The sequence below is a fragment of the Sphingobium sp. HWE2-09 genome (assembly GCF_035989265.1).
Lineage (GTDB): Bacteria > Pseudomonadota > Alphaproteobacteria > Sphingomonadales > Sphingomonadaceae > Sphingobium.
Genome location: NZ_JAYKZX010000003.1, coordinates 3143907 through 3166905 on the forward strand (window position 1 = coordinate 3143907; position 22999 = coordinate 3166905).

Annotated in this window: 20 protein-coding genes; 17 read left to right on the forward strand and 3 right to left on the reverse strand. The window is 65.1% G+C overall.

What is annotated here, in order from left to right; translation table 11 throughout:
• Nucleotides 1-14: 14 nt before the first annotated feature.
• The 5 genes from U5A89_RS20835 to U5A89_RS20855 all read left to right on the forward strand — a co-directional run bounded on the left by U5A89_RS20835 (nucleotide 15) and on the right by U5A89_RS20855 (nucleotide 5330).
• Nucleotides 15-2552 carry a penicillin-binding protein 1A gene (locus U5A89_RS20835; RefSeq protein WP_338162880.1) on the forward strand — a complete coding sequence of 846 codons (2538 nt, stop codon included), beginning with the start codon at nucleotides 15-17 and terminating at the stop codon, nucleotides 2550-2552.
• Nucleotides 2553-2808: 256 nt separating this feature from the next.
• Entirely contained in the window at nucleotides 2809-3006 is a 198-nt protein-coding gene (locus tag U5A89_RS20840) for an endonuclease domain-containing protein (protein WP_338162881.1), read from the forward strand.
• A 221-nt stretch (nucleotides 3007-3227) separates the two neighbouring features.
• Nucleotides 3228-4355, forward strand: a complete 1128-nt coding sequence (prfB, locus tag U5A89_RS20845) for a peptide chain release factor 2 (protein WP_338162882.1) — start codon at nucleotides 3228-3230, stop codon at nucleotides 4353-4355.
• Nucleotides 4355-5074 carry a class I SAM-dependent methyltransferase gene (locus U5A89_RS20850; protein WP_338163142.1) on the forward strand — a complete coding sequence of 240 codons (720 nt, stop codon included), beginning with the start codon at nucleotides 4355-4357 and terminating at the stop codon, nucleotides 5072-5074. The genes prfB and U5A89_RS20850 overlap by 1 nt, the downstream gene beginning before the upstream one ends.
• Nucleotides 5075-5078: 4 nt before the next feature.
• The gene (locus tag U5A89_RS20855; RefSeq protein WP_338162883.1) at nucleotides 5079-5330 is read left to right on the forward strand and encodes a hypothetical protein; all 252 of its coding nucleotides are present in this window, start codon (nucleotides 5079-5081) and stop codon (nucleotides 5328-5330) included.
• Between the two features lie 23 nt (nucleotides 5331-5353).
• Here the strand turns inward: U5A89_RS20855 and U5A89_RS20860 are convergent, their stop codons facing one another.
• Nucleotides 5354-5644 (reverse strand): hypothetical protein, encoded by a 291-nt coding sequence (locus U5A89_RS20860; RefSeq protein WP_338162884.1) that lies wholly within the window; start codon nucleotides 5642-5644, stop codon nucleotides 5354-5356.
• Between the two features lie 200 nt (nucleotides 5645-5844).
• Between U5A89_RS20860 and U5A89_RS20865 the strand changes: the two genes are divergently transcribed.
• From U5A89_RS20865 to U5A89_RS20905, 9 genes are all read left to right on the forward strand, one after another.
• The gene (locus U5A89_RS20865) at nucleotides 5845-7965 is read left to right on the forward strand and encodes a TonB-dependent siderophore receptor (RefSeq protein WP_338162885.1); all 2121 of its coding nucleotides are present in this window, start codon (nucleotides 5845-5847) and stop codon (nucleotides 7963-7965) included.
• A 23-nt stretch (nucleotides 7966-7988) separates the two neighbouring features.
• Nucleotides 7989-8621 carry a DUF4198 domain-containing protein gene (locus U5A89_RS20870; protein WP_338162886.1) on the forward strand — a complete coding sequence of 211 codons (633 nt, stop codon included), beginning with the start codon at nucleotides 7989-7991 and terminating at the stop codon, nucleotides 8619-8621.
• A gap of 219 nt (nucleotides 8622-8840) precedes the next feature.
• The gene (locus U5A89_RS20875; protein WP_338162887.1) at nucleotides 8841-11138 is read left to right on the forward strand and encodes a TonB-dependent receptor; all 2298 of its coding nucleotides are present in this window, start codon (nucleotides 8841-8843) and stop codon (nucleotides 11136-11138) included.
• Between the two features lie 4 nt (nucleotides 11139-11142).
• Nucleotides 11143-12483 carry an alkaline phosphatase family protein gene (locus tag U5A89_RS20880; RefSeq protein WP_338162888.1) on the forward strand — a complete coding sequence of 447 codons (1341 nt, stop codon included), beginning with the start codon at nucleotides 11143-11145 and terminating at the stop codon, nucleotides 12481-12483.
• Nucleotides 12484-12583: 100 nt separating this feature from the next.
• Nucleotides 12584-13615, forward strand: a complete 1032-nt coding sequence (locus tag U5A89_RS20885; RefSeq protein ID WP_338162889.1) for a D-alanine--D-alanine ligase family protein — start codon at nucleotides 12584-12586, stop codon at nucleotides 13613-13615.
• Nucleotides 13615-14424, forward strand: a complete 810-nt coding sequence (locus tag U5A89_RS20890; RefSeq protein WP_338162890.1) for an NTP transferase domain-containing protein — start codon at nucleotides 13615-13617, stop codon at nucleotides 14422-14424. Before U5A89_RS20885 ends, U5A89_RS20890 begins: the two co-directional genes overlap by 1 nt.
• Before the next feature lie 6 nt (nucleotides 14425-14430).
• Entirely contained in the window at nucleotides 14431-15516 is a 1086-nt protein-coding gene (locus U5A89_RS20895) for a sugar-transfer associated ATP-grasp domain-containing protein (protein WP_338162891.1), read from the forward strand.
• Nucleotides 15513-16646, forward strand: a complete 1134-nt coding sequence (locus U5A89_RS20900) for a glycosyltransferase (protein ID WP_338162892.1) — start codon at nucleotides 15513-15515, stop codon at nucleotides 16644-16646. Before U5A89_RS20895 ends, U5A89_RS20900 begins: the two co-directional genes overlap by 4 nt.
• A gap of 33 nt (nucleotides 16647-16679) precedes the next feature.
• Nucleotides 16680-17207 carry a phosphoribosyltransferase gene (locus tag U5A89_RS20905; RefSeq protein ID WP_338162893.1) on the forward strand — a complete coding sequence of 176 codons (528 nt, stop codon included), beginning with the start codon at nucleotides 16680-16682 and terminating at the stop codon, nucleotides 17205-17207.
• A gap of 7 nt (nucleotides 17208-17214) precedes the next feature.
• Here U5A89_RS20905 and U5A89_RS20910 read toward each other — a convergent pair whose 3' ends face one another.
• Together U5A89_RS20910 and U5A89_RS20915 are read right to left on the reverse strand one after the other, a co-directional pair.
• Nucleotides 17215-18246: an extracellular catalytic domain type 1 short-chain-length polyhydroxyalkanoate depolymerase gene (locus U5A89_RS20910; RefSeq protein WP_338162894.1), complete on the reverse strand. Its 1032-nt coding sequence runs from the start codon at nucleotides 18244-18246 to the stop codon at nucleotides 17215-17217.
• A 151-nt stretch (nucleotides 18247-18397) separates the two neighbouring features.
• Complete coding sequence (locus tag U5A89_RS20915; protein ID WP_338162895.1) at nucleotides 18398-19207, reverse strand: N-formylglutamate amidohydrolase; 810 nt, start codon at nucleotides 19205-19207, stop codon at nucleotides 18398-18400.
• A gap of 14 nt (nucleotides 19208-19221) precedes the next feature.
• Here U5A89_RS20915 and U5A89_RS20920 point away from each other — a divergent pair, with 14 nt between their 5' ends.
• From U5A89_RS20920 to U5A89_RS20930, 3 genes are read left to right on the forward strand one after another with little or no spacing between them, the layout of a single operon-like run.
• Nucleotides 19222-20160: a transglutaminase family protein gene (locus U5A89_RS20920; RefSeq protein ID WP_338162896.1), complete on the forward strand. Its 939-nt coding sequence runs from the start codon at nucleotides 19222-19224 to the stop codon at nucleotides 20158-20160.
• Nucleotides 20161-20165: 5 nt separating this feature from the next.
• On the forward strand, nucleotides 20166-20981 hold the full coding sequence (locus tag U5A89_RS20925) for a transglutaminase-like domain-containing protein (RefSeq protein WP_338162897.1): 816 nt from the start codon (nucleotides 20166-20168) through the stop codon (nucleotides 20979-20981).
• Nucleotides 20974-22998, forward strand: coding sequence for a M3 family metallopeptidase (locus tag U5A89_RS20930; RefSeq protein WP_338162898.1), 2025 nt, complete (start codon nucleotides 20974-20976; stop codon nucleotides 22996-22998). The genes U5A89_RS20925 and U5A89_RS20930 overlap by 8 nt, the downstream gene beginning before the upstream one ends.
• Nucleotide 22999: the final 1 nt, after the last annotated feature.

Here is a 22999-nt window from a genome sequence, read left to right on the forward strand (position 1 = left end):
AGAGCCTCTTTCCCATGGAAGACGCCCGTTCCGAACCCGCCCCGTCGTCCTTCGCCTATCGCCTGCGCCGCGACGCGGGGGGCTTTTTCGGCCGTCTGCGCCCCCTATGGTCGCGCCGCCTGTTCCGCTGGGGCATGATCGCGCTGGGCGGCCTGCTGCTCGCCTATGGCCTGTTCTGGTTGATCTTCGCGCGCGGCCTGCCCGATGCCGCGACCCTGCTGGAATATGAGCCGCCGCTGCCTACCATCGTGCGCGACATCAACGGCCAGCCGGTGCACAGCTATGCCCGCGAACGCCGCGTCCAGCTGCAATATAGCGATTATCCGCCGCTGCTGGTCCGCGCCTATCTGGCGGCGGAGGACAAGACCTTCTTCGAACATCATGGCGTCGACATCCCCGGTTTTGCAGGGGCGGTGGTCGATTACGCCAGCAAGCTCGGCTCGGGCCAGCGCGCGCGCGGCGGCTCCACCATCACCCAGCAGGTCGCCAAGAATTTGCTGATCGGCGACGAATATTCGCCCACGCGCAAGGTGAAGGAAATGATCCTTGCCTACCGGATGGAAGGAGTGCTGTCCAAACAGCAGATCCTCGAACTCTATCTCAACCAGATATTCCTGGGCCGCAACGCCTATGGCGTCCAGGCCGCATCGCGCGCCTATTTCGACAAGGACGTCGCCGACCTGACGCTGCCCGAAATGGCCTATCTCGCCATCCTGCCCAAGGGACCGGCCAATTACCGCCCCGAAAGCGAAACCGGCCACGCCCGCGCGATCGACCGGCGCAATTGGGCGCTGGGCGAAATGCTCAAGAACGGCTGGATCACCGCCGCGCAGCGCGATGCCGCCGCCGCCCAGCCGCTCGGCACTGTCGCCGCCCATGGCTCCAGCTTCGACGCGCGCGCGGGCGGCTATTATATGGAGGAAGTGCGCCGTCGCCTGATCGGCCTGTTCGGCGAAAAGGCCGATGATGGCCCCAACAGCGTCTATGCCGGCGGCCTGTGGGTGCGCAGCCCCTATGATCCGGTGGTGCAGGACAGCGTCGCCACCGCTCTGCGCAACGGCCTGCTGCGCTTCGACGCCGGGCGCGGCTGGTCCGGCCCGGTCGGCCATATCAATGTCGACAATGGTTGGGAACGCGAACTGGCGGCCAGCTATATCGATGTCGACTATGCCGAATGGCGGGTCGCCGTGGTCATCAGCCGCACATCGTCCGACGCGCAGATCGGCTTTGCCGACGGCAGCACCGGGACGCTGCCCGCCGGATCGGCGCAGATGCCCTATCGCAAGGTCGGCGGCCCGGCCTTCTCGGCGATGAAGCCCGGCGACCTGATCGTCGTCGCGCGCAACGGATCGAGCTGGGCGCTGCGCTCCATTCCTGAAGTGTCGGGCGGCATGGTCGCCGAAGAAGTCCATTCGGGCCGCATCCGCGCGATGCAGGGCGGCTTCGATTCGCGCCTGTCCTCCTACAATCGCGCGACGCAGGCGATGCGCCAGCCCGGCTCGACCATCAAGCCGTTCGTCTACGCCGCCGCCCTCGACGGCGGCATGACCCCGGCCTCGATCATCGTCGATGGCCCCTTGTGCGTCTATCAGGGCGCGGGCCTCGGTCAGAAATGCTTTCGCAACTTCTCGGGCGGCAGCGCGGGTCCGCAGACGATGCGCTGGGGCGTGGAACAGTCCCGCAACCTCATGACCGTGCGCGCCGCCAGCCAGACCGGCATGGACCGCGTCGTGCGCACGATCAAGAATCTGGGGATCGGCGACTATCAGCCCTATCTTTCCTTCGCGCTGGGCGCGGGCGAAACGACCGTGGAAAAGATGGTCAACGCCTATGCCACGCTCGCCAACCAGGGCCGCCAATTCCCGTCCAAGGTAATGGACTATGTCCAGGACCGCCGCGGCAAGGTGATCTGGCCCGAACGTTGGCGGCCGTGCGATGGCTGTAACATGGCGAACTGGGACGGCAAGCCGATGCCCCGCTTCGGCATGGAGGGCAAGCAGGTGATGAACCCGATGACCGCCTATCAGGTCGTCCACATCACCGAAGGCGTGATCCAGCGCGGCACCGCGACGGTGCTGGCGGACCTGAAGCGTCCGCTGTTCGGCAAGACCGGCACCACCAACGGCCCGACCAACGTCTGGTTCGTGGGCGGATCGCCAGATATCGTCGCGGGCGTCTATATCGGTTACGACCAGCCACGCAGCCTTGGCGGCTGGGCGCAGGGCGGCCGCATCGCCGCGCCGATCTGGAAAGCGGCGATGGCCCCCATCCTGGAAACCATGCCCAAGACGCCCTTCGTCGCCCCCGCGGGCATGCGCATGGTCGCGATCGACCGTCGGTCTGGCAAGCGCGTCTATGGCGCCTGGCCGACCAGCGAGCCGAAAGCCGCCGTCATCTGGGAAGCGTTCAAGCCCGAATCCGAACCCCGCCGCACGATCCGCAAGGAAGAGGCCGAAGCGCAAGCCAAGGTCGCCGAAAGCCGCGCCGCCTCCAGCCAACGCCGCCAGCGCAGCGACGCGGACTTCCTGGAGGGGCAGGGCGGGATTTATTGAGCGTCGGGTGGGGTGACGGATGAGTGTCGTTCCTCGCTACCGCCCTCATTCCGATGTCAGTCACGATGGCGAACTGCCCCTCCGTCAGCCCTTCGGGCTGCCACCTCCCCTTCCAGGGGAGGATTGACATAACATCAACAAAATTCCTCCCCTGACAGGGGAGGTGGCTGGCCGAAGGCCAGACGGAGGGGTAGGGTGCAACATGCTCCACGGCCCGAAAGAGACGCAGCGCCGCGCCAGGACGCTTCGCCAGGCCATGACCTTGCCCGAAGTGCTTCTCTGGCAGGAATTGCGCAAGCGTCCGGCCAATCTCCGCTTCCGCCGACAACATCCGGCAGGCATCTATGTGCTGGATGTCTTTTGCCCCAGGCACCGGCTGGCGATCGAGGTCGATGGCGAGGACATGGGCGGGGCGACCAGCCCGAACGCGACGCAGTGCGTGATGCATGGCTGATGGGCGAAGGCATCAAGCTTGTCCGTATCCCCGCCGTCGATGTTCTGCGCGATCTGGAAGCGGTAGTCCTTCACATCATCGCGATCGCCGGACGATGACTATCCCGCCGTCAACCCTTCCCTCCCCGTCAGGGGAGGATTGATCTTCCCAAATCTGCCGCCCTCGGATAGGGGCAGTCGCTTGATGCGTTAACGCGCCAGTATGATATCCGGAGACGCCCCATGCGCGCCGAAGCGCAGCAATATATCGATCGTATCGACGCCGCGCTGGACCTGTTGCGCCGCTTCCTCGACTGGGACCGCGCGCTGCGTCGGCTGGACGAGTTGAACGCTCGCGTCGAAGACCCGACCCTGTGGGACAATGCCAAGCTGGCGCAGGAAGTGATGCGCGAGCGTACCCGGCTGGAAAGCGCGATCGGCGCGACCCGCGCGATCGAGGGCGGCAAGACCGACAATGCCGAACTGATCGAGATGGCCGAGGCCGAGGGCGACGAGGAGATGGTGGCCGAAGCCATCGCGTCCCTGAAGGCGCTGGCCGACCGCGCGGACGAGGACAAGATCAAGGCGCTGCTGGCGGGCGAGGCCGACGCCAGCGACACCTATCTGGAAATCCACGCAGGCGCTGGCGGCACCGAAAGCCAGGACTGGGCCGAAATCCTCTCGCGCATGTATCGTCGCTGGGCCGAACGGCGCGGCTATAAAGTCGAACTGGTCGATTATCAGGCGGGCGAAACCGCGGGCATCAAATCCGCGACCTTCCTGATCAAGGGCGAGAACGCCTATGGCTATGCCAAGACCGAAAGCGGCGTCCACCGTCTGGTCCGCATCAGCCCCTATGACAGCGCCGCGCGCCGCCACACCAGCTTCTCGTCGGTCTGGGTCTATCCCGTCATCGACGACAATATCGATATCGAGGTCAAGGAAAGCGACCTCAAGATCGACACCTATCGCGCGTCGGGCGCGGGCGGGCAGCACGTCAACACCACCGACTCTGCGGTCCGCATCACCCACGTCCCCTCCGGCATCATCGTCGCCTCGCAGAACGACCGGTCGCAGCACAAGAACCGCGCGACCGCGATGAACATGCTGAAAGCGCGCCTCTACGAAGCCGAACTGCGCAAGCGGGAAGAAGCCGCCAACACCGACTATCAGGCCAAGACCGAAATCGGCTGGGGCCACCAGATCCGTTCCTACGTCCTTCAGCCCTATCAACTGGTGAAGGATCTGCGCACCGGCGTCACCTCCACCGCGCCCGACGATGTGCTCGACGGCGCGCTCGATCCCTTCATGGCCGCCGCGCTCAGCCAGAAGGTGACGGGCGAAAAGGTCGATGTGGAGGATGTCGATTGATCGGCCGGGCGGCATTGGCGGGTCTGTTCGTCCTGCTCGCCGCCTGCGATCAGCTGAGCGGGGCCAAGGAAACGCATCGCGCCGCTGCCGCCGCGCCTTTCCCGCAGGCCGACCGGCCGGTCGCGCCGATCGTGTCGACCCGCTGGTCGAGCGAGGAAGCGCGCGACCGCGTCAATGAAGCCGAAGACATCATGGACCGTGCGGGCATCCGCCCCGGCATGACCGTGGCCGATATCGGTGCGGGCGAAGGCTATTATACTGTGCGCCTCGCCAAGCGGGTGGGCGACAAGGGCCGCGTCCTGGCCGAAGACATCATGCCCGAAGTGATCGAAGCATTGTCGCGCCGCATCACCCGCGAAAAATGGGACAATGTCAGCGTGAAGCTGGGCGCGCAGGAAGACCCGCGCCTGCCCGAAAACAGCTTCGACCGGATCATGATGGTGCATATGTATCATGAGATCGCCGAACCCTATGCCTTCCTCTGGCATCTCAGCCCCGCGCTCAAGAAGGATGGCGAACTGATCGTGGTCGATGCCGATCGCCCCACCGATAAACATGGCACGCCGCCGCGCCTGCTGGCCTGCGAACTGGCCGCCATGGGCTTTCGCATGGAACGGTTGATCCCCAAGCCTACCGCAGGCGGCTATCTCGCGCGGTTCCGGCGCATCACCGCGCGGCCCGACCCGGCCAGCATCGTGCCCTGCGCCTTCAAGGGCTGAACTCGTGCATTTCGACGACCAGCTTCAACGCTATTTCGGGACTACCGATATCGATACGCTGCCGCCCCAGGCGGTCGAGGCCGGGGTCGAGCGGATGCGCGTCGACCTGGGGCTGGAAAAGGATCGCGGGCGGCGGTTCGCCTTATGGTCGCTGCTGTTCCTGCTGGGCGCCGCGCCGGACCTGGACGTGGCGTTCAAGGATCCGGCGGATCGGGAGGCTGCGCGCAACTTCATGGACCTGACCGACAACGACTGAATATGGCGTGCCCAAAAGGGTCGTCAGGCAGCGCGGGGCGACAGGGCTTCCGGGTCCGCCTGCTCGGGCATGTCGGCCATCGCCGGGATATCGTGCCACCATTCTTCGACCGGTGGCGAGAAGACTGCAAGCGATCCGTGACGCGGGCGTGCATGCCAAGTCGCGGCGACGCAGATATAGCGCCATTGCGGGTCGCAATTGACGGGAACGTGGCGGAAGCGGCTGTAGACGCCGGTCGTTGCGGGGTCGATGGCGCGCAATTCGCTGGGAATCTCTCGCCAGCTGCCGTCGGGGAAACGCACCGAAATCGCCATTGCTCACCTCCATCCCCGCCGTCCGTATCGCTCTAAACGCGCTACAAGCCGTTGAGTTCATTGCCGCTTGTCGGAAAGTTACAGACGGCTAGAGAGCCACGCATCCATCGAAAATCTCCGACGAAAACCGCGAATATGCAATTGCGAATATGTCGCATTATCTATAGTTGGCCCCAACGAATCAGGAAAAGGGCTTTGCTATGAACGGAAAATGGATCGCGTTGAGCGGCGCGGCGGTCATCGCGCTGTGCCATCCGGCTGCCTATGCGGCGGACGGTGCCGGTGCGCCGGACGCGGAACAGTCGCAGGACTCGATCGTCGTCACCGCCAGCCAGTTTGCAGGCACCAAGACCGAAACGCCGCTCATCGAAACGCCGCAGCCCATCACCGTCATCACCGCCGACCAATATCTGTCGCAGGGCGCGATCAGCATCAGCGATACCGTCAAATATGGCGCCAGCGTGCTCGCCAACCCCTATGGTCGCGATACTCGCGTCGATGGGTTCAACATTCGCGGCATCGACGCGCTCCAGTTCCGCGACGGCATGCGCGACATCTTTTCCTATTATGCCAGCATCACGTCGGACCCCTATAATTTCGACCGCGTGGAAATCGTCCGCGGTCCGGCTTCCGTGCTCTATGGTCAGGGGTCGATCGGCGGCCTCGTCAACCTCGTCTCCAAGACGCCGGAGTTCCGCACCGGCGGCGAACTGAACCTCGTCTATGGCAGCTATGACCGCAAGGAAGCGATGGGCGACGTCAATCTGGCGATCGCCGACAATCTCGCCGTGCGCTTCGTGGGCCGCGCCCGCGACGCCGACACCTATATCGATCATGTCCCAGACGATCGCGTGATGTTCGCCCCGTCGATCCGCTGGCAGCCCACGCCCGACACGGACATCGTGCTGACCGGCCTCTATCAGGAGGACGACACCGGATCGACCTCGCAATTCCTGCCCATCGTCGGCACCTTCCGCCCGAACACGGTCGCGGGACAGCAGCTTGATCGCGATACCTTCGTCGGCAAGGCGGGCTGGGACCGCTATAATGGCCGTTCGCTGCAGGGTGGCGGGTCCATCACCCACAACTTCTCCGACGCCGTGCGATTGAGCCTCAAGGCCCGCTATATCGACAGCGACCTTGAATATTTCACCCATTATGCCGACAGCTATACCAACCCCGGCAATCCGTTCTCCGTGTACGGCACCGACGGTCGCACCATCGGCCTTTATGCCGATGCCAGCGATGCGCGGATGAACGTCTTCTCGACCGACAATAATCTGCAATTCACGTTCAACACCGGCGCCAATATCGAACATAAGCTGCTCGTCGGCATCGATTACAGCTGGAACAAGGTCGGCAAGCGCTATGCCGCGACCACGCTCGAACTGGTCGATCTGTATGACATCGATTATGATGCGCTCAAGACCTACGACCCGTCCGGTCCCTTCTCCTATGAATCGCAGAAGCAACTGGGCGTCTATGTGCAGGACCAGATGCGCTTCTTCGATCGTGTATCGGTCGTGCTGGGCGCACGCCGCGATCATGTCACCGGTTCGCGCGGACAGAAAGATAACGCCACCACCTTCCGCGCCGGGATCATCGGCGAGCTGGGCGCGGGCTTCTCGCCCTTTTTCAGCTATACGGAGAGCTTCCTGCCGGTCGCCGGTTCCATCCAGAATGGCGACGGCACCATCGGCGCGCCCTACCGGCCGCAGACCGGCACGCAATATGAAGCGGGCGTAAAGTGGCAGCCGGAACCGAGCACGCTCGTCACCGTCACCGCCTTCCACATCAAGGAGCGCAACCGCGTTCTCTATCTCGCCAACAACGCCACGACCCAGTCCGGCGAGTTGACGACCCGGGGGATCGAGGTCGAGGCAAGCCACACCCTGCCGGGCGATTTCCAGCTGCTGGTCAATTACGGCTATAACAAGCTGAAGTCGGAAGTGAACAGCAGCCTGGACTATATGCCGCGCCACACCGCATCGATCTGGTCGACCAAGAGCTTCGGCGTCGCGGACGGCGCAAAGCTGCGGCTGGGCGCGGGCGTGGTCTATAGCGGCAAGAGCATCTCGACCGGTCTGGTCGATCCCTATGGCCTCAACCCCGCCATTCCGGCGAACACGCTCTACAGCATCGTTACCCCGTCGCGCACCACGGTGGACGCGCTGGCGGAGATCAACTGGAACAGCTGGCGCTTCGCGATCAACGCGACCAATCTGCTCAACAACCAATATTATGCGTCCTGCCTGGCCCGTGGCGACTGCTTCGTCGGCGCGCCGCGCAACGTGATGGGCACGGTCGGCTTCCGGTTCTGACGATCATAAAGAGGAGAGAGAGCATGAAGACATTGTCCATGGCGCTGTTGGCGCTGGTCGGCCTGTCCTCGACGGTTGACGCCCATGAAATCTGGGTGGAACGCGACGGCACCGGCCCTGCGCGCATCTATCTGGGCGAACCGGCCGAAGCCCTGCCCGAAGGCGGCGATCCCGAGTTCGAGAAGCTGAAAGCACCCAAAATCGTGCCCGCGTCGAAGGCCGCGCAGGTGCGCAAGACCGGCTATATCGAAGTCGCCGCGCCCGCGGGCGACGTGCGCGTCATCGACGACACGGTGTTCGAACCCTGGGGCGAAGAGGGCAAGAAGGAGGGCGTTATCTATTACGCCCGCGCCGGTCGCACGCAAGCGAAGGCGGGCCTGCCGCTGGAGATCGTGCCCACCGCCGCCAATGCCGACAGCTTCACGCTCGTCCGCGATGGCAAGCCCGTGCCCGCCGCCAAGCTGACCGTCATCTCGCCCGACAAATGGTCCAAGGCCTTCGTCACCGACGCGCAGGGTCGCGTGGCGCTGCCGATCAAGGACAAGGGCCGCTATATTCTCAGCGCCACGCAGGAGGAAAAGGGCGACCTGACCTTGGCGAACCAGAAGGTCGCGACCCTCTATCATATGGCGACGCTCACCTTCGTGAACGACTGAACGAGCGTAAATCGGGTGTTCCCGCGCAAGCGGGAACCCAGTCCCACGGCCCAAACTGAGTCCCTCCTGCGCGGGAACACGCCGTACTTCACAGCGACAGCAACAATATGACGGCGCCTGTCATCAATATGACTTGGCGCCGTCAACCAAACCACATTGCAGCGCAACATGACGCGGATAGGGCGCCCCGGACTTCATGTCCAAGGGGGACTATCCACAATGCGTATCACTACCGCTCTGCTGATGGCGTCGACCGCCATCATTGCCCAATCCGCTTATGCCCAGGACGTCGCGCCCGCCGCTGACGCCGCCGCCAACGATAGTGAAATCATCGTCTTCGGCCGGGGCGAAACCCGCCAGGTGCAGGAAATCAAGGCGCGCGACATCGTCGTGCTGACGCCGGGCACCAATCCGCTCAAAGCCATCGAAAAGCTGCCCAGCGTCAACTTCCAGTCCGCCGACCCGTTCGGCAACTACGAATGGTCGCAGCGCATCACCATCCGCAGCTTCAACCAGAACCAGCTTGGCTTCACTTTCGACGGCATCCCGCTGGGCGACATGAGCTATGGCAACCATAACGGCCTGCACATCACCCGCGCGATCAGCAGCGAAAATATCGGTAGCGTGCGCGTCAGCCAGGGTGCCGGTTCGCTCGGCACGCAGGCCACCGGCAATCTCGGCGGTACGGTCGAAACCTTCTCGATGGACCCGACCGGCGAGCTGGGTGCGCAGGGCAACCTGACCTATGGCAGCAACGACACCTGGCGCGCCTTCGGCCGCATCAACTTAGGCAGCAAGGACGGTATCCGCGGCTACGTCTCCTACGGTTACGGATCGACCGACAAATATAAGGGCCAGGGCGTCCAAGATCAGCATATGGGCAATGCCAAGGTCATCATCCCCGTCGGCGACGCCAAGATCGACGGCTGGCTGAGCTATTCGGATCGCCGCGAACAGGATTATCAGGACATGTCGATGGGCATGATCCGTCGCCTGGGCTGGGACTGGGACAACACCTATCCCGATTATGCCCGCGCGATCGACTATGCCAACCGCCTGAACGACGTCGATCGGGTCAGCAATAGCGGCGGCTCGCCCTTCCCGGACGGCCGCTACGATTATAGCGGCGCGACCGTCGCCACCGGCCAGACCTATCCCGGCAATGTCACCAGCGCCGACGACGCCTATTATGATGCGGCTGGCCTGCGCAAGGACTGGCTGGGCGCGGTGGCCCTGACCACGCCGCTGGGCGACAGCGCGACCTTCAAGATCAAGGGCTATTATCACAATAACAGCGGCATGGGCCTGTGGGCGACCCCCTATGTCCCCAGCCCCAATGGCGTGCCGATGTCGGTGCGGACCACCGAATATGAGATGGACCGGATCGGCGCGTTCGGCAGCGTCGACTATACGCTGGGCATCCAGAATTTCAGCGTCGGCGCCTGGTACGAGAATAACAAGTTCAACCAGGCCCGTCGCTTCTACGCCTTCGCCAGCCGGACCGAGCCGGGCCTGTCGTTCCGCGACTATCCTAAGAACCCGTTCGCGACCCAGTGGGAGTTCGACTTCACCACCGACACCTTCCAATATCATGTGCAGGACAAGATTGACCTTGGCATGGTGACGATCAATCTGGGGTGGAAGGGCTTCAAGGTCACCAACAAGGCCGAAGCGATCGTTTCGGCCACCTTCCCCGAAGGCAAGATCAAGGCGGAAGACTGGTTCCAGCCCCATGCCGGTTTCGCGGTGGAGCTGACGCCCGAAGCGGAAATCTTCGGCGGCTTCACGCAGGTCACCCGCGCCTTCGCCAGCGCCACGACCACCGGTCCCTTCTCCACCAACCAGGCCGGGTTCGACGCGATCAAGGATGATCTGAAGCCCGAAACGTCGGACACGTTCGAACTGGGCCTGCGCTACAATACGTCGATCTTCAACGGCACGCTGGGCGCCTATCTGGTCAACTTCAAGAACCGCCTGCTGGCCGTGCAGGTCGGCTCCGCGATTCAGGGCAATCCGTCCGCGCTCCAGAATGTCGGCGGGGTCCGCGCCGTCGGCGTCGAGGCGGCAGGCGACCTGCGGCTGGGCGGCGGCTTTGGCCTCTATGCCAGCTACAGCTACACCGACGCCACCTATCGCGACGATGTCGTGAACGGCAATGGCGTGGTGGTCGCCGCGATCGAAGACAAGACCGTAGTCGACAGCCCCAAGCATATGGCGCGGGGCGAGTTCAACTATGACGATGGCCAGCGCTTCTTCCGCGTGGGCCTCAACTATATGTCGCGCCGCTTCTACAGCTACACCAACGATGCGTCGGTCCCCGGCCGCCTGCTGGTCGATGCGTCGCTAGGCTATCGCTTCACCGACAAGATTGAAATCCAGATGAACGTCACCAACCTGTTCGACAAGAAATATGTCGGCACGATCGGGTCGGGCGGTTTCAGCAACAGCGGCGACGCGCAGACGTTGCTGGTCGGCGCGCCGCAGCAATTCTTCGCGACGCTGAAGGCGGGGTTCTAAAATAGTGAAAAAGGCCGCGCTTCTCCTCTCCGCTCTTACCGCGTTCATACCGGGCGCGGCGCTGGCGGAACCGCTGCTCCTGATCTCGATCGACGGACTGCGGCCCGGCGACGTGCTGGAGGCGCAAAAGCGCGGCCTTTCTCTCCCCAACCTGCGCCGCTTCCTGACCGACGGCGCCCATGCGTCGGGCGTGACCGGGGTCGCGCCGACGCTCACTTATCCCAGCCACACGACGCTGATGACCGGCGTGTCGCCCGCAAAACATGGCATCGTCGCCAATAATAGTTTCGATCCGACCGGCATCAACCAGGGCGGCTGGTATTGGTATGCCCAGGATATCAAGGTGCCGACATTGTGGGAGGCCGCCACAAAGGCGGGCCTCTCCACCGCCAACGTCCATTGGCCCGTCAGCGTGGCGGCGAAGGGCGTGACCTGGAACCTGCCGCAAATCTGGCGCACCGGCCATGCCGACGACGCCAAGCTGCTCGACGCGCTGGCGACGCCGGGGCTGAAGGCGGAACTGGAAGCCAAAGTCGGCCAACCCTATGCGATGGGCATCGACGAAAGCCTGTCCGGCGACCAGAACAGAGGCCGCTTCGCCACCGCCCTGATCGCCGCGCATAAGCCCGATTTCCTGACCGTCTACCTCACCGCGCTTGATCATGAACAGCATGAGAAGGGACCGGACACGCCCCAGGCCAAGGCCGTGCTGGAAAAGATCGACGCCATCGTCGGCGACCTGATCGCCGCCGAGCGTAAGGCGCATCCCGACGCAGCGATCGCGCTGGTCAGCGACCATGGGTTCGAATCGACGCACACCGGCCTCAACCTCTTCCGCTCCTTCATCGACGCGGGCCTCATTACGCTGGACAAGGATGGCAAGGTCGCATCCTGGCAGGCGATGCCCTGGATCGCGGGCGGGTCCGCCGCGATCATGCTGGCCCGGCCCGATGACGCCGGCATCGCCGCACGGACGAAGGCCTTGCTCGACACGCTCGCCGCCAACCCGGCCAACGGCATCGCGGCCGTGCTGGAAAAGGCAGCGATCGCCAGGGTCGGCGGCAATCCGCAGGCATCCTACTATGTCAATCTGGCGCCCGGCTTCGTCACCGACACCTTTCGAGGTGCCACAGCGCGGCTGGTCGCGCCGACGCCGGTGCGGGGTATGCACGGCTATCTGCCCGGCCCCGCCCATCTGGACGCGACCTTCATGGTCATGGGCGGCGGCGTGGCGAAGGGCAAGGATCTGGGCCGGATAGACATGCGCGCCATCGCGCCCACGCTGGCGAAGCTGATGGGCGGCACGCTGCCCGATGCGAATGCCGCGCCCATCGACCTGCGGTAACGGCCCTGTAAGCCAAATGTCATGCACATGACCAACGGCCTTCACGCCGTTGCAACCGGGACGTAAGCGGCGCGTCACGCGCGCTTGCTAGGCAGCGGCCATGACGACGATCCATCCTCGCCAGCTTTGCATCCCCGCCGCCGACAAGGCGCGGCTGCGTATCCTCTTCCTCGCCAAGCACGCCTGCGCCGATGGGCGGCCCGATGCACAGGATGGCAATCATGCCGTCTATCATCATGAAATGCGCACGACGCTGGAATCGATCGGCCTGCAGGTCGATGTCGCCGACAGCTATGATGCGCTGTTCGACCGGCCGGATGCCGATTTCGTCGTCACCCTGCTCAACCGCGGCGGCTTCCTAAATAGCGAAATGTTGGCGCCGCTGCTGCTCAGCCGCCACGCCATGCCCCATCTGGGCGCCAGCCCGATCGTGCGCGGCCTGTCCGACGATAAATATCTTAGCAAGCTGATCGCGCGGGCGCGCGGCGTGCCGACGATGCAGGCGCAACTGTTCCGGCGCGGCGGCCTGTTCGATGCGCCGACCTTCCACGCCGACCGGCTGGTGGTGAAGCCCAATGCCTCTTCCGCTTCCTGGGGCGTGAAGATGGTGGATGACTGGTGCCAAGCGCAGGACCATGCCGACAGCCTGTTCGCGCTGGGTCATGACGTGCTGGTGGAACAATGGGCGCCGCTGCTGGACGTCGCCGTGCCGGTGATCGGTGGCAGCGGTGGTCAGCCGTGGATCTTGCCGCCGATGCTATACCTGCCCGCCGACCCGCATCGCGAACGCAGCTATGAGGAAAAGCGCGGCCTGATCGACGCGGGCGACGACCCGCTGATCCTGGTCGAGGATGCCGATTTGCGCGCCCGGCTGGAGGCGATGACCGCCGCGCTGCTGCCCGAACTCTGGCCGTTCGACTATGGTCGCTTCGAATTTCGCTATGATCCCGCCAGCGGGCAATTGCTGTTCATGGAAGTGAACCTGTCCTGCAATCTGTGGTCGAAAAAGACGATCGCGCGCTCCGCCGCCTCGATCGGTCTGGACCATGCGGCATTGGTCGAAACGATCGTCGGCCATAGCCTGGGTCGGCAGGGATTGCTCAGCGACGCGATCGTGCGGGTGGCGGCATGATGCGCGGCACTACTACGGCGGTCCTGCTCGCCGGGCGGCGCGATGGCGCGACCGATCCGCTGGCGCTGGCCGCCGGGGTCACGCATAAATGCCTGGCCCCGGTGGCGGGCCAGCCGATGCTGTTGCATGTGGTCGAAGCGCTGGTCGCCAATCGCCGGATCGGGCAAGTACGTGTGGTGATCGAAGATCCCGCCTTGCTCGCGGGCCTGCCGCCGTTGCGCGGCCTGCTGCATAGCGGACGGCTGGTCGGCGTCGCGGCGCGGCCCCATCTAGTCGACAGCATCCTGGCCGGTGCCGATGGCGCGGCCTTCCCGCTGCTGATCACCACCGCCGACAATGTGCTGCTGACGCCGGATGCCGTGGATGAGATGCTGGACGGCTGCGCGGCGCAGGGGGCGGACGCCGCCGTCGCCTTCACCCGCCGCGCGTCGGTGCTGGCGGCCCATCGCGAAGGCCAGCGCAAATTCTACGCGTTCGCCGACGACAGCTATTCCAACTGCAACACCTATTGGCTGCGCGACCGCGCCGCGCTGAAGATGGCGGAAACCTTCCGCTCCGGCGGCCAGTTCGTGAAACATCCGGGGCGTATCATCGGCGCTTTCGGCCTGCTCAACCTCATCCGCTTCCGCTTCGGCATCGGCACGCTGGAACAGGCCTTCGCACGCTTTTCGCGCCGCTTTCGCCTGACCATCAGCCCGGTGATCCTGACCGATGGCGCGGTGGCGATCGACGTCGATAACAGCCGATCGCTTGGCGTCGCGACTGTCTTGCTGGAACAGCGCGCGATGCTCGCGCAGGCGGCGGAGTAGCGGTCCTTGCTCACGCTGCGCGCGCTGCCGCTGCGCGGTGAGAACGCCAATGCCCTGCTGCGCGCCTATCATGACGGGCTTGTTCGCCACTGGACGCCGACGCAGCGTCTGGTCGGCCATATGCTCGCCGCACTGGGGCGGGGCGGATGGTCGTCGGCCGAACGGCGCTATCTGGACGATGCCGTGCGGACGCAGGGCATCAGCATGAAGGATCGCAAGGGGCTGCACCGTCTGCTCAACCCCGGCGCCTTTCCGCTATCTATTAATACATTGAAAAATAAGCAATTGTTTGCAACAGTGGCAACGGGTTTGCCGCTACCTGATGCCTGCGATCCCGACGCGATCGACCTCGACGCCTGGCTGGACGGGCAGGACGATATCATCGCCAAGCCCAGCTACCAGTCGAAGGGGCAGGGGGTGGAGCGTTTCGTCCGCCAGGGCAAGGCCTGGCGCAACGGCGATGTAACGCTCACAACTGTCCAACTCGCTGTCTCATTACGCGCGCTCTGGCGGCGGGGCGGCGTTATTCAGCAACGGCTGCCAACCCATGCGGCGCTGGCCGATCTGTCGCCAGGCGCGCTGCCGACGCTGCGCATCGTCACCTGCCTGAACGAGGATGGACACCCCGAAATCTGCGACATGGCGCTGCGCCTGTCGGCGGGTGGACCCCGGCCGGTCGATAATTTCAACGCAGGCAATCTGGTGCTGGCGGTCGATGCCGATGGCCGATGCGGCCCCGCCTGGCGCAGCGGCGGACGACAAGCCCCCACGCGCCACAGCCGCCATCCGTCGACCGGCGCACCGATTGAAGGCGTCATGCTGCCCGATCATGCGGCGGCACAGCGTCTCGCCATCCGGGCGCATGACCGGTTTCGCACCGGCTTCACCCTGATCGGCTGGGACATCGGCCTGACCGCGCAGGGACCGGTGCTGATCGAGGGGAATTGGAACCCCGGCACCGACATCCTGCAACTCGCCAATGGTCGGGGCGTGGCGGACAGTCGGCTGGGCGCGTTATATCGCCATGGGCTGGGCCGACTGACGGCCGCTGATTGGCGCGCCGCGCGGGTGGTGCAGCGGGACCGGCGGTGAAGATCGCCCTCTATGTTCATGCGCTGGCGGCAACAGGCGTGGTGCGCAACATCCGCCTGCTGGCCGCCGATTTCCAGGAATGCGGCCATGATGTGACGGTGGTGACGGCACTACCCGGCGGCGTGGGCGTGGACGGCGTACCGCATCATGCGCTGCTGCCCGACGACCGCGGATCGCGCCTGTTACAGAAATGGCGGGCCATGCCGCGCCTTCATGCCTGGCTGCGTACCGCGCGGCCGGACCTGCTGCTGTCGGCCGGCAATCATGGGCATCTGACGGTGCTGCTGGGCAGTCGCGGGATGCGGGGGCTACGCCGCGTCTATCGCATCAGCAACGACCTGCGCCGCGCCGCGCCCGGGACGCCGCAGGGGGTGGTCGGCGCGGCCGGTCGATCGCTGATGGCCCGGTTGCTGGTGGCGGATGCCGACCGCCTGGTACTGGTATCCCCGACACTGGCGGACGACATGCCCGCTTTGGGGCGCGCGCTGGCCGATGGCCGGGCGATCGTCATCGAAAACGGGATCGACCCCGCCATCGCGCACGCCCGCGCCGCCGGGCCGTCGCCCCATCCCTGGTTCGATACGCCGGTGCCGGTGATCGTCGCCATCGGCCGATTGGCGCCGCAAAAGAACTTCGCCACATTATTGACCGCCTTCGCGCAATTGCGCCGGTCGGGCGCGGACGCCCGTCTTATCATCATCGGCGACAGTCGCGACAATGCGCGGCAAGCGCTGCTGGAACAGGCCGATGCGCTGGGCGTGGCCGATGACCTGCTGCTGCCCGGCAATATCGACAATGTCTTTCCCTGGCTGGCGCAGGCCAGCGCCTTCGCCCTGCCGTCCTGGTGGGAAGGGTCGCCCAACGTCCTGCTGGAGGCGATGGCGCTCAACCGGCCAGTGGTCGCGTCGCACAGCGCGGGAAATGCGGCTTCCGTCCTGGCGCAGGGGCGCCACGGCCTGCTGGTCGATCCATCGGACCCGACAGCGATGGCCGCAGCGTTGCGGCGCCAAATCGATCCATCGACCGCGATTGCTCCCGGCGACCGGATCGACGCCTATCGGCTGGACGCGATGCTGGATCGCTGGGCCACGCTGCTGGCAGCCGTTGCCCGTCCGCGTCGGAGGGGGTAACCGGAGTTTTTCCTGCCCCTGGGATTGCTACCGATGACATCTTCCGACCCGCAATTGCATTCGATCAGCCATGCATGCTTTATCGCTTATGTGGAGACGCTGGCCGACCGGATCGCGGCGGACGCCTGGTCGCCCGACCTGCTGGTGGGCATCGGGCGGGGCGGGCTGGTGCCGACGGTCTATCTGTCGCACCGGCTGGACCTTCCGATGCTGTCGGTCGATTATAGCGGCGCTACGCCCGACCGCACCCATGCCCTGTTCGATGACCTGGCGGGCCGAAGCAGGGCAGGCGTCCGGCTGCTGATCATCGACGATATCAACGACAGCGGCGGGACGATCGGCCATATTCGGCGCAGGTTGGGCGAGAAGGGCGGCGATGCTGCCCATGTCCGCTTCGCCATGCTGCTGACCAACAGTCGTTCGGAGGAGCGCGTGGACTATTGGGCGGAAAGCATCGATCGGGACACGGACAAACGCTGGTTCGTCTTTCCTTGGGAAGCCCTCGCCAGTCGGCAGGCGATCGTGGATGAGGCGCTGAGCGTGCCCGATCGCCTGGCCTGACCGCCGGTTACGCCGCCCGGCGGCGCGCCAGAAAGAAGGTCGCCATCGCGCGGGACGCGTCCGGCCCCTTGGGGTCGGTGTAGCTACCCCCCGCTTTGCCGCCCGACCAGGCATGGCCGCTGCCATGGATGGTCCATTCCTCCAGCATCACGGGGCCACGGCCATAGCGATAGAGGGTGCGGGTAAAGGCCCGCCCGCCCGCTACGCTGCCCTCTTCCGATACGACGTTGAGCGGCCGCGCGCTTGATCGCTGCAACTGGTTGACGAAGCCACCCGCGTTGGAAGGGTGCACCACCCGGTCGCTATCGCCATGGAACAGGATCATGGGCAGCGGCGGCACGGTCTTGCCGATGGACGGGCTTGCCTTGCCACGCATCGCCGAAAGCGCGTCGCCGACAGAACCGATCGTGCCCATCGGGACGCCGGAATGCACGCCGACCGCGACATATAGGGTCGGATAGGCGGCGGCGATGATCGCGGCGGCCGCGCCCCCCGCAGAAATGCCGGCAATATAGACGCGCCCGGCATGGCCTTTGCTGTGGTCCAGGACGTGGCGGGTAAGGCCCGCAATGACCGCCGCCTCGCCCTTACCATGCGCCTGATGCGACGGGCTGTGCCAGTTCCAGCAGCGATTGGCGTTGGCGCGCGACGATTGCTCGGGATAGAGCACAAGGAAGCCCAGTTCGTCGGCCAGCCTGTTCATGTCCGTCCCGGTCGCGAAGTCGGCGGCCGACTGGGTGCAGCCATGCAGCATCACGATCAGCGGCAGGCGACGGCGTATCGACCCGACCGGCGTATAAAGACGGTAGCGCAGCGACCCCTGCGCGCAGCTATAATCATCCTCGATAAAGCTGCCCGGCGCAGGGCGTTTGGCGGACTCCGCCTTCTTGGCGGTGCTTTTGCGCCTGGCCGCCCGCGGTTTTTTGGCGGCGGGGGCGGCAGGCATCAGCGCGCGCTGCCACAGCAGCGCGGCGGACAGCGGACGGCCCTTGCGCATCATCCGGTTGGCCTTGAGGACGGTCGAAAAGGGGTTCTTCACCAACGGGCCTCGATTGTCTTGGTTCGGCTCAAGGGCCACCGGCACGACCTGGGGTTAGGCATCGCCATGTCTTGCTCTCTATGATTGTTCTGATTGTGCGTGACGATGCATGAAAGCGTCGACCCCGACGCCCGCCGACTGTCACTCAGGCCTATAAGTCGCGACAGTCGGCATTCGATCCCTGACCCGTCAGCCCGGCGGCGGTTCGGGCGGTCCGCGCCAGCCGCTCCGCCCATTCATGCTGGCCCGCCGCGTCGCCGATCAGATCCTGCCGCACCTCCATTTCGGCATAGCGCAGGCCGTGCGGAAAGGCGTGGCGCGGCACCGTATAATCGGTGGCGTCCATCTGATAGGGCGCATTGTCCCCCACCGTCAGCGTGGCGTCTTCGCGCAGCGCGGCCAGCATCGCCTGGGCAAAATCCGTCCGACCCTGCCAGTATAAGACGCCCACCTCCCATGGACGGGCGATGCCGCCCATGACGGGCGTGAAGCTGTGCAGCGACAGCAAAATCGTGTCGCGACCGGCTGCCTGCCGCTGGGCGATCGTCGCAGCGATCGCGGCATGATAGGGCGTATGGATCGCGGCGATCCGCGCGGCGCGGACGGCGGCGTCCAGCCCTTCGTTGCCGCCGATCCGGCTGCCGTCGGACAGGGCCGGGATCGCGTCCGGCAGGTCAGGGTCGCGGTTGCAATCGATGACCAGCCTCGAATAATGTTGATGCAGGAACGGCGCGTCGAGCAGCTCGGCCAGCGCATGGCCCATGCCATAGACGCCGATGTCGATCGCGATATGGCGGCCCCGATCCACGGCGGTGAGGCCAAGATCGCCCAGTGGCGTCGGGATCGCCGATCCGGCATGGTCGCCGATCAGCAGGAACGGGGACGCGCCTGCTGCGTTGAAGACGCCGAACGGCGCCGGATCATCCGGACCCAATATGTCATCCGCCGTGCGCCCGGCCATCAGGATCTAGCCCCATGCCGTTGCTGACGATCCATCATGTCACCACCTATCGCTATCGCCAGCCTGTATCCCTGGGTGAACATCGCGTCATGATGCGCCCGCGCGAGGCGTTTGACCAGCGCCTGCTGTCCGCCCGGCTCGATATCGACCCGGAACCCAGCGGGTTGCGCTGGCTGCACGACGTATTCGGCAATTCGGTGGCGATCGCTTCGTTCGACCGGCGCGCGTCCCATCTGGTCGTGACCAGCGAGGCGACGTTGGAACATGCGCCGCTGGCGCAGCGGCAGGTCGATGTCGAACCCTATGCCCGGCTGTTCCCCTTCACCTATGCGTCGGAGGATATGCCCGACCTGTTGCGGTCGATCGAGCGGCAATATCATGACCCGGGCCGGATCGTGGACAATTGGGCGCGCGCCTTCGTGCGCAACGACGGGAACACCGAAACGGTCGATCTGCTGACCCGGATGGCGACCGGCATTCAGCGCGACTTCACCTATGTGCCGCGCCATGAAAAGGGCACGCAAACGCCGATCGAGACGCTGGAAAAGCGACAGGGCACCTGCCGCGACTTCGCCGTGCTGATGATAGAGGCGGTACGGGCGCTGGGTTTTGCCGCGCGGTTCGTTTCAGGCTATGTCTATAATCCATCCCGGACCGAAGATGTGGTGGGCGGCGGTAACACCCATGCCTGGGTCCGAATATTCCTGCCGGGGTCGGGCTGGGTCGAATTCGATCCGACCAACGGCATCATCGGCAATCGTGGCCTGATACGGGTCGCCGTGGCGCGCGATCCCTACCAGGCATTGCCGCTGTCCGGCACCTGGTTTGGCCTGCCCGCCAGTTTCCTGGCGATGGACGTGACCGTGAACGTGCGGCGCGCCGATCCCGGGCAATTTCCCACTACCGGCCATGGCGCCATCAACAGCCGAACCGTCGGCGTTTCAGGAAAGTGAAGCCTATGCTGATCCGCTGCGGATATGATATCCGGTTCGAAACCGACACGAAGACGGCGATGATGGCGATGCTGAGCCTGCATCCTTCCCGCCATCATGATCTGCAAACGCCGCAGCGGCTGATGGCCAGCCCCGACATCCCGCTCTATCATTTCGAGGATGGTTTCGGGAATGTCGCCACTCGCCTCACCATCCCGCCGGGCGGGGTCACCCTGTCCTGCGATTTCGTGATCGAGGATAGCGGTCAGCCCGACGTGCGCGCGCCCGATGCGCCGCAAATGCCGGTCGAAGACCTGCCCGATGCGGTCATGCCTTTCCTGCTGGGCAGCCGCTATTGCGAGACGGATCGGCTGATGGCGGTCGCCTGGGCCAATTTCGCTCATTATCGCACGGCGCGCGACCGGGTGGAGGCGATCGTCGATTTCGTCCATAACCATATCGAGTTCGGCTATCATCATGCCCGGTCGGACAAGACCGCCTGGAACGCCTATCAGGAACGGCAGGGCGTGTGCCGCGATTTCGCGCATCTGGCCGTGACCCTGTGCCGCTGCATGAACATCCCGGCGCGTTATTGCACCGGCTATCTGGGCGATATCGGGATTCCGCCGGTCGATGCGCCGATGGATTTCAGCGCCTGGTTCGATGTCTATATCGACGGCGACTGGTACACTCATGACGCCCGGCACAATCGGCCCCGGATCGGCCGGATATTGATGGCGCGCGGACGCGACGCCACCGATGTGGCCTTGACCACCGCCTTTGGTCCGGCGAACCTGGTGCGGTTCGAAGTCCATACCGACGAGGTGTCATCGCTTGACTGACCAAGCCGCCAATCCACTGCTGCAACCCTGGGACGGGCCGCTGGGCGCGCCGCCCTTCGCGCAGGTGCGGGACGAGGATTTTCTGCCTGCGTTCGAAACCGCTATCGCTTGGCATCGCGACGAGATTGCCGCCATCGCCGACAGCGCCGCGCCTGCCACCTTCGACACGGTCGTCGCAGCGCTCGAACGGTCGGGCGAACCGCTGGCGCGGGTACGTCGCCTGTTCTGGACCCTGTCGTCGGCGCAGGGGACGCCCGCGATCCGCGCGATTGAGGGGCAGGTGTCGGCGATGCTGAGCGCCCATGGTACGGCGATCAGCCACAATGCCGCGCTCGCCGCGCGCGTCGCCACGGTCCATGCCGCCCGTCATGACGCTGGCCTGACGCCCGAGCAGGTGCGGCTGGTCGAAAGCAGCCATGCCGGATTCCGGCGGGGCGGGGCGGAACTGGCGCCTGCGCACAAGGCCCGCTTCGCCGCTATCGATGCGCGATTGTCGGCCTTGTCGGTCGCGTTCGGCCATCATGTACTGGCCGCCACCGCCGCCTGGGTGCTGGACCTTGGTTCCGACGACCTAGATGGCCTGCCCGCCAGCCTTTGTGACGTGGCCGCCGGACGCGCGCGCGCCAAGGGGCAGGCGGGGCGCTACCATATCACGCTCGACCGCACCGACTATGAGAGTTTCCTGACCTTTTCGCAGCGGCGCGACCTGCGCGAAACAGTCTGGCGCGCCTTTACCGAACGCTGCGATGGTGGCGCGCAGGATAATTGGCCGGTGATCGCGGAAACGCTGGCGCTGCGGCAGGAGCGTGCCGCGCTGCTGGGCTATGCCGACCATGCCCATTATGCGCTGGAAGACAGTATGGCGCAGGATCCCGATGCTGCCGCCGATCTGCTGGCGCAGCTATGGGAACCGGGCAAGCGCCGCGCTGGGGAGGAAGCCGCCGAGTTGCAGGCGCTGATCGATGCGGAGGGCGGTGGCTTCGCGCTCGCGCCGTGGGACTGGCGCTTCTACGCGGAAAAGATACGCCGCGCCCGTTATGCGCTGGACGGGGCTGCCGTGGCGGAGCATCTGCGGCTAGACGCTGTGCGGCAGGCGGCGTTCGACACCGCTGCGCGCCTCTATGGCCTGACCTTCACGCGCCGAACCGATATCACAGGCTATCATCCGTCCGTATCGGCCTGGGAGGTTCGCGACGATGCCGGTGCGCCGGTCGGCTTGCTCTTCACCGACTATCTGGCGCGACCGGAAAAACATGGCGGTGCCTGGATGGGCAGCCTGCGCGTGCAAGAGGCGATGGACGGCGACGTGCGGCCGGTGGTCTATCTGGTCGCCAATTTCGCCGCCGCGCCGCCGCCGGACACTGGCGCCACCCGCCTGTCGATCGATGAGGCGCGCACGCTCTTCCATGAGTTCGGCCATGCGCTGCACGGCCTGTTGTCACGCGTCACTTACCCCAGCCAGTCCGGCACGGCGGTCGCTCGTGATTTCGTGGAATTTCCCAGCAAGTTCATGGAAAACTGGATCGTCAGCCGGGACGTGCTGTCCGGCTTCGGCGTGCCTGATGCGCTGATCGACGCGATCCGCACCGCCGAATCTTACGGCCAGGGTTTCGCCACGGTCGAGTTGATCAGTTGCGCGCTGGTCGACTTGGCGCTGCACCGCGCATCGGCGGCGGGCGCAGACCCCCGCGCCTTTGTCGAAGCGGAATTGGCGCGGTTGGGGATGCCACCTGAAATCGGTTTGCGCCACCGCTTCCCCTATTTCACCCATATTTTCGACGGCGGCTATGCCAGCGCCTATTATAGCTATGCTTGGTCGGAAGCGCTGGATGCCGATGCGTTCGAAGCGTTCGTGGCGACCGGCGATATCTTCGATCCCGCGCTGGCCGCCCGCTTCCGTCAGGAGATATTGGCTGCGGGCGACAGCCGCGACCCGATGGACTCCTTCCGCGCCTTTCTGGGCCGTGCGCCCGATCCGACTGCGCTCATGCGCGCGCGGCACCTGGCCGACGCGTGAA

Bases quoted from the DNA above. Each gene is read 5' to 3' on its own strand.
- U5A89_RS20835 (WP_338162880.1), top strand. From the start codon at position 15: ATGGAAGACGCCCGTTCCGAACCCGCCCCGTCGTCCTTCGCCTATCGC.
- U5A89_RS20840 (WP_338162881.1), top strand. From the start codon at position 2,809: ATGACCTTGCCCGAAGTGCTTCTCTGGCAGGAATTGCGCAAGCGTCCG.
- prfB (WP_338162882.1), top strand. From the start codon at position 3,228: ATGCGCGCCGAAGCGCAGCAATATATCGATCGTATCGACGCCGCGCTG.
- U5A89_RS20860 (WP_338162884.1), bottom strand. From the start codon at position 5,644: ATGGCGATTTCGGTGCGTTTCCCCGACGGCAGCTGGCGAGAGATTCCC.
- U5A89_RS20865 (WP_338162885.1), top strand. From the start codon at position 5,845: ATGAACGGAAAATGGATCGCGTTGAGCGGCGCGGCGGTCATCGCGCTG.
- U5A89_RS20870 (WP_338162886.1), top strand. From the start codon at position 7,989: ATGAAGACATTGTCCATGGCGCTGTTGGCGCTGGTCGGCCTGTCCTCG.
- U5A89_RS20875 (WP_338162887.1), top strand. From the start codon at position 8,841: ATGCGTATCACTACCGCTCTGCTGATGGCGTCGACCGCCATCATTGCC.
- U5A89_RS20885 (WP_338162889.1), top strand. From the start codon at position 12,584: ATGACGACGATCCATCCTCGCCAGCTTTGCATCCCCGCCGCCGACAAG.
- U5A89_RS20890 (WP_338162890.1), top strand. From the start codon at position 13,615: ATGCGCGGCACTACTACGGCGGTCCTGCTCGCCGGGCGGCGCGATGGC.
- U5A89_RS20905 (WP_338162893.1), top strand. From the start codon at position 16,680: ATGACATCTTCCGACCCGCAATTGCATTCGATCAGCCATGCATGCTTT.
- U5A89_RS20915 (WP_338162895.1), bottom strand. From the start codon at position 19,207: ATGGCCGGGCGCACGGCGGATGACATATTGGGTCCGGATGATCCGGCG.
- U5A89_RS20920 (WP_338162896.1), top strand. From the start codon at position 19,222: ATGCCGTTGCTGACGATCCATCATGTCACCACCTATCGCTATCGCCAG.
- U5A89_RS20925 (WP_338162897.1), top strand. From the start codon at position 20,166: ATGCTGATCCGCTGCGGATATGATATCCGGTTCGAAACCGACACGAAG.